Here is a 5,187-nt window from a genome sequence, read left to right as displayed (position 1 = left end):
GGTGAACTGCCGGAGCAGAAGTCGTTCAGTCTCCAGGAAGGTGAGCATGCAGACATTCTCGCACCGGGGGAAGACCCGTCACACCGATGGGGGAGGTCGGATTACCGTCGCTGGCCGAGCGCATCTCCACGCTGCTGGAAGAACATGGTCGCCTGGACGGCGTCGTCGTCGCTGCGGCGCCAAGCGAGCAGACCCTCGATCCAGCGCGCAATTCTGACCCGAGGCAGGTRCTTGAAGCCGTGGATGACAAGATGCTCGGTTTTCTCAGAGTCGCGAACGCCGCGCTGGCGGTCATGACCGAGTCGGGCTATGGGCGCATCATCGGGGTCTCCGGTCAGAATGCTTTCCTTGCCGGAAATGTGACGGGGGCGGTGCRCAATGCGGCGCTCATCATCACAGCGAAGAACTTTGCCGACTCCGTCGCCCGCGAAGACATGGCCGCGTCCGATGACTGAATGTCGCTAAGGCGTTCGTTCACCCTTCGAGCCACCGCCTCACGCGTCCGGTGCGGGACAAGTGAGGCGGCCGCAGTCTCTACCCGGGAACGGCACCCTGGTACAGGGTGAACTGGTTGGCCTGCTCCATGAACGCGTGGCCGACAATCGGCCCGTCGACCGAGCCGGTACGGACCCACATCGCGGATTCAACAAAGCTGTAGGGATTGTTCCCGTAGGGCGGGTAGCCCCAGGGCATCTCGTAGTTGTCGAAGACGCTCGTGAGGTACCAGATCCCGAAGGTGCTGGTCAGTTGTACCTGAGTGGCGATGTTGCGCCCGCTTACCGGTGATTTCCAAGTCTTCAACGCTTTCCACTCCGCGTTGTTCCCCACGTGGAAGGTGAGGCTGCCGTCTGGTGTGCCGTTGGGCGTCCCATACGAGTTGCGGCCGATCTCCAGGATCGGTTGGAGTGGAGCCGATCCGTTGGGTGCGCCGTACCACTGGCGCCACGTGAAGACTGTGCCATCGTTGAACGTCAGCGCCCCCCAGGTATACGCAGTCGTCCACACCTGCTGCCCGGAGTTGAAGTTCCCCCACTGGTGCTCAAACCAGATCGTGCCTGTGAGGTGGCGGGTCTTACCGCCGATGGTGACGGTGCCCTTACTCTTTGAAATCGGACCGGTGTAATAGTACGACAGCGCGTACATGGTGGCGGGATCCAGGTTCTGCCCGTTCCAGGGGATGTTCTGGTTCTCAAAGCCGCCCAGCCCGACCGGCATGTAGCCGTACGGTGACTGGGCCGTGTTCTCCATGTCCATGGCGATGGGCGAGCTCCCGTTGTTTGCGGCGACACCCGTGAACTGGAAGCGCCACGTGTCCGGCTCGGCACGGTACACCGTGGTGAATTCCACGTTCTCGCCCTTGGCGCTGTACTGGAAGTCGTCCGGCGAGGTCGAGTCCGGCGGCCGTGTCCCCTGCAATGAGCCAACAGCGGTCGGCTGGTGCGCCCAGATCAACTCCTGCTTGGCGAAGTCTCCGAACGAGAAGCTTACGCCTTGCTCCCACAGCGAGGGCCCCCCGGCGCACTCGGATTGTTCGTGAGGTTGTAGAAAATGCCGAACTCTTCCCCGGTGTCGTCATCGGTGAAGAAGCCGGTCCAGTAGTGCCACTCCTGGAACTGCCCGGTGTCGAAGATTCCGCCCGTGTGCCATTTGTGGTCCTGCGGCAAGAGGTACAGGGCATGGCCGCTGACTTCCTGGAACGGGCCAGCCTCCCCGGGGGCTGCCGCGCTGGCCCGAGGGGCGGCACCGGCCCCCAACAGACCCGCCGTGGCGGCCATCGCCAGACCCGATCCCAAGACCCTGCGGCGGTCAATTCCTGGTCCTGACGCGCGGGCGACGTCCGCACCTTCACCTCCGCCCTCGATCAACGGGCGATGGTTCTGCTCTTTACTCTCATACATGGCTAAACCTCCTGGTGGACCCCCACGGCCTTAGTCTGCGGTCGACAAATCGAGGATCCGTCGCGGGTCTGCGGCGCTGGTTGGCCGACTCGAACGCCGCGCATCAAACGCTCCCTACGAGGGAAGGGCTGATCCGGCCATCCGGTTCGAGCCTTTCCCGCGGAGCTTGGTGCGGCCACTGATGGGTGGCCGCCGTTCACCATTCCGTACCGGCTTGGGATTGTGGTCAACGTCGGGGTCGCACTTAGGAATCCAAGCCTCAATCCTGCCTGGCGCGGCCGGGACCGGTGCGGCCACGCTCGCAACCGTCACGTGAGGGTTCGCCCCGACCACCAACAATCCAGCAATACTTGCGGCGACGCGCGGGCCAGTGCTTCGGGATTCACGTCGACCTCGGCTTCGCCACGCTTCCACTTGGCAATCTGCCGGGAAACCGTCAGCTCGAAGTCTGCTCGGATCCCTTCGTCCAGCATTACCCCGGATGATCTCGCAGGGCAAGACCCGCAAATTCCGAGTGGACCAGTCCGAGGACCAGGCACAGGCTCCGAGTCCGACGTCGAGGGCGGTAGCCATTGCAACAGCCTCGTCAATCGTGCTGTAACGGACTATCGGCAGGGCCGGGCGGACCTGCTCCTCCGCCACCAAGGGGTTGTTGTTGTCGATGTCGGCTACGAGGGTGGTGGGTAGAAGTAGCCTGGCTGGTCGGTGCCCGGGTTGCCGCCGAGCAGGACGCGGGCCCCGGAAGCCTTAGCCGCTTCCACCAGGTTGTCGACGACGTCGTACTGTCTGCGGCGCGGGAGGCCGGCAGCGTGTTCGGAGTCAGCCGACGCGGCGATAGCGGATGTGGGTGGCCAGCGGTGAGTGAAGCACCTCGGCGGGCTCGAAGCCGAAGGATTCAACCCCGTCGAAAATACGCTCGCCCGAACCGAGCAGGACCGGTGCGATGTCGAGGGTGAGCTCGTCGATCACGCCGGCGATCAGTGCCTGTCGGACGGTCGAGGCCCCACCGGCGATGTCCACGCCTTTGTCTCCGCCGGCCTGGCAGGCTGCGGAGTAGGCCGAGTCGAAGCCCTCGGTGACAAAGTGGAAGGTCGTCCCGCCGTCCAGCTGGATCGGGTCATGTTCGTGATGGGTCAGCACGAACACCGGCGCGTGATAGGGCGGTTCGGCTCCCCACCAGCCTTTCCATTCCTCATCCCAGTCCCCGCGGATGGGGCCGAACATGTTCCGACCCATCACATATGCGCCGCGCGGGCGCATGAGCCACTCGTTCGCGACCTTGTCGGCATCGTTGGCGCGCGGGTCGCCGATGTGCCAGCCGTGCAGTTCCAGCCCCCGCTTGCCCAGGGGGTTCTCGCGGCTCTGGTCCGGCCCGGCGACGAAGCCGTCCAGCGAGATCGACATGTGGCAGGTGGTGTCCGGCATCGCGAACCTCCTGAGTGATTGCGACCTGCGTGCGGTCGTGTGGGGGATTCTGGGGATCGTAGCAGGTGATGGCTTCCTCGACCACCGTCTCCGGCGAATGGTCGCCTCGTTCAGCTGGAGGAGGCAGGCCGGTCGGGGCGGGCCAAGTCGGCCTGGATCGTGCGGATGATCGAGGCGAGGATTCCGGATGCGAGAAGTCCTGGCCCCAGCGGACCGGCGGAATTCGCGCCCAGCGGTGGCAGGCGCCGGAGCGCGGACCGGGCTTCGGCACTCATGTGCTCGAGTTGCCAGTGGATCTCGTCGTCGATCGTCTGGGGTCGATCGGGCGCCGCGAGTCCGGCCGCTTTCGCGGCATACGCCGCTGCCCCCAGGGCGTGCGCTCCCATGTGGGCGACGGCGGCGGCTTGCGTGGCGGACCGGGCGGCAGCCACCGCAGCAGGGCTGGTAACCTCGCCTGCGGCACGGCCGGCCACAAACCGCCGGCGGATCTCGTCGGCGGCACCGAGCTCACCGCGAGCGAAGGCCCGGGCCCGGGAGATGGCGTCGCGGGGGCGACCATCTGCAGGAGCCTCGGCCTCAAATAAAGCCACCACCCGCTCAGCGCAGTCTGCGGCCCAGCCCGCGACGACGCGGCGCTCGGGCTCACTTAGCGTCTGCGGAGAAGCCATATCAGCACCATACACACGCCTTGCAGACCGATCGGCTTACGGGCATTGCGATGCACGCGAATCTCGGTCTCGATACTTGGGCATGTCTGGATTCCCGGCCGGAACCCTGGACATGACTTGGGTGGGCCGGAGCCGCCCCGGAACGCAATGCAGCCTGTTCCGGCTGGAGGCCTCTACCGGGTGGGGTCGCAGTCTGGGTTCCAAGCCCAGGGATTTCGCGCCGGGCGCCAGGGTAGTGGGGCTCGGTTATCTCCGAGCCCCACTCGTCCAGGTGCTGGCATTCGGAGCAGACCGTCCACTCCGGGTGATGTCAGTGCTGCCCCAAGCTGCCTCCAGCCGGCGGGATGGCGCCTGGTCCGCCTCCCGTGCCTCGCTCCCGCTCCCGGTCGGGCTCACTCAGGCCATCGCTCGCGGGGGTCCCGTCACCATCACCGTCGGTATCTATGAGGCCATTGGTCTGATCGAAAGGCTTCTCGGTGGGTCGGTCAACGACCGTGTCATTCGCCGCCCTGCTCGTGCCCTGGGCGGATCCCTCACCCGGGAAGACGCTTCCGGTGGTTCCTGTGGGCGGCACGGTTGAGGCTGCAGTGTCATTCCTGGGCGCCGATTCGCCGGCTGCTTCGTTTTGGCCGGTTGCTGCCGCAGCGACACCCGCGGCGGCCGCAGCAGCTAGTCCGGCCCCGGCAATCACCTTGCCGGATACGCCCGCTTTGCCGCTGTCCCCCCGCGAGCCGGCCGCCGCGTCGATGCCCGGAGTATCGGTCGAGGCCCCCTCGCTGACAGTTCCCCGCCAGGCTCCGGTGGCGTAGCCCTCGTCCTCGATAAAGGTTTTGAACCGGTTGAGGTCCGCCTCGGCCTGCTTGGCCACAACATCAAGTTTGTCGCCAACCTTTTCCACGATGCCTTCGGGCTCGTAGTCGAGGGTCAGCATGACCGACGTTTGGCCGCCGCCGACATCTTCAAACATCACCACACCGGCATTGGTTGCGCCCTCTGTGGCTGCCCAGGCCACCTTTTGGTCAGGTATCTGCTCGAGGATTTTGGCCTGCCACTGCCGCCGTACCCCGGCGATTTCCGCAACCCACTCCAGGCGGTCGTCGCTAAGTTGTTTTACGCTCTTCACCGCACCCATGAAATGCGGGAAGTCTTCGAACTGGGTCCACTGGTTGTAGGCCACGCTCACGGGAACGTTGACC

General features: G+C 65.3%; 7 protein-coding genes and 1 pseudogene. 1 reads left to right on the top strand and 7 read right to left on the bottom strand.

All coding sequences use genetic code 11. The features are described from left to right. The first annotated feature begins 86 nt into the window (after positions 1-86). Complete coding sequence (locus tag AC1D1W_RS19820; protein WP_476944597.1) at positions 87-455, top strand: SDR family oxidoreductase; 369 nt, start codon at positions 87-89, stop codon at positions 453-455. Between the two features lie 79 nt (positions 456-534). On the opposite strand, the gene AC1D1W_RS19815 is transcribed toward AC1D1W_RS19820, so the two are convergent. The 7 genes and pseudogenes from AC1D1W_RS19815 to AC1D1W_RS19785 all read right to left on the bottom strand — a co-directional run. Next, the gene (locus AC1D1W_RS19815; RefSeq protein ID WP_476944596.1) at positions 535-1,416 is read right to left on the bottom strand and encodes a lipocalin-like domain-containing protein; all 882 of its coding nucleotides are present in this window, start codon (positions 1,414-1,416) and stop codon (positions 535-537) included. Between the two features lie 68 nt (positions 1,417-1,484). Beyond that, positions 1,485-1,898, bottom strand: a complete 414-nt coding sequence (locus AC1D1W_RS19810) for a hypothetical protein (protein ID WP_476944595.1) — start codon at positions 1,896-1,898, stop codon at positions 1,485-1,487. Positions 1,899-2,206: 308 nt separating this feature from the next. Continuing rightward, positions 2,207-2,371 carry a hypothetical protein gene (locus AC1D1W_RS19805; RefSeq protein ID WP_476944598.1) on the bottom strand — a complete coding sequence of 55 codons (165 nt, stop codon included), beginning with the start codon at positions 2,369-2,371 and terminating at the stop codon, positions 2,207-2,209. A 49-nt stretch (positions 2,372-2,420) separates the two neighbouring features. Then, a pseudogene (locus tag AC1D1W_RS19800) lies at positions 2,421-2,698 on the bottom strand (aldehyde dehydrogenase family protein); the annotation flags it as partial. A gap of 19 nt (positions 2,699-2,717) precedes the next feature. Continuing rightward, positions 2,718-3,323, bottom strand: a complete 606-nt coding sequence (locus AC1D1W_RS19795) for a dihydrofolate reductase family protein (protein WP_476944594.1) — start codon at positions 3,321-3,323, stop codon at positions 2,718-2,720. A 110-nt stretch (positions 3,324-3,433) separates the two neighbouring features. Beyond that, on the bottom strand, positions 3,434-3,991 hold the full coding sequence (locus AC1D1W_RS19790) for a putative immunity protein (RefSeq protein ID WP_243177924.1): 558 nt from the start codon (positions 3,989-3,991) through the stop codon (positions 3,434-3,436). 310 nt (positions 3,992-4,301) lie between these two features. After that, the coding region (locus AC1D1W_RS19785) for an SRPBCC family protein (RefSeq protein ID WP_476944593.1) at positions 4,302-5,187 on the bottom strand (886 nt) is incomplete at its 5' end.

The organism is Arthrobacter sp. P1_B4, assembly GCF_056406555.1.
This window is presented reverse-complemented; position numbering and strand designations above follow the sequence as displayed.

Excerpts from the sequence above, each read along its gene's own strand:
- AC1D1W_RS19810 (WP_476944595.1), bottom strand. The coding sequence starts at position 1,898 with ATGTATGAGAGTAAAGAGCAGAACCATCGCCCGTTGATCGAGGGCGGA.
- AC1D1W_RS19805 (WP_476944598.1), bottom strand. The coding sequence starts at position 2,371 with ATGCTGGACGAAGGGATCCGAGCAGACTTCGAGCTGACGGTTTCCCGG.
- AC1D1W_RS19795 (WP_476944594.1), bottom strand. The coding sequence starts at position 3,323 with ATGCCGGACACCACCTGCCACATGTCGATCTCGCTGGACGGCTTCGTC.
- AC1D1W_RS19790 (WP_243177924.1), bottom strand. The coding sequence starts at position 3,991 with ATGGCTTCTCCGCAGACGCTAAGTGAGCCCGAGCGCCGCGTCGTCGCG.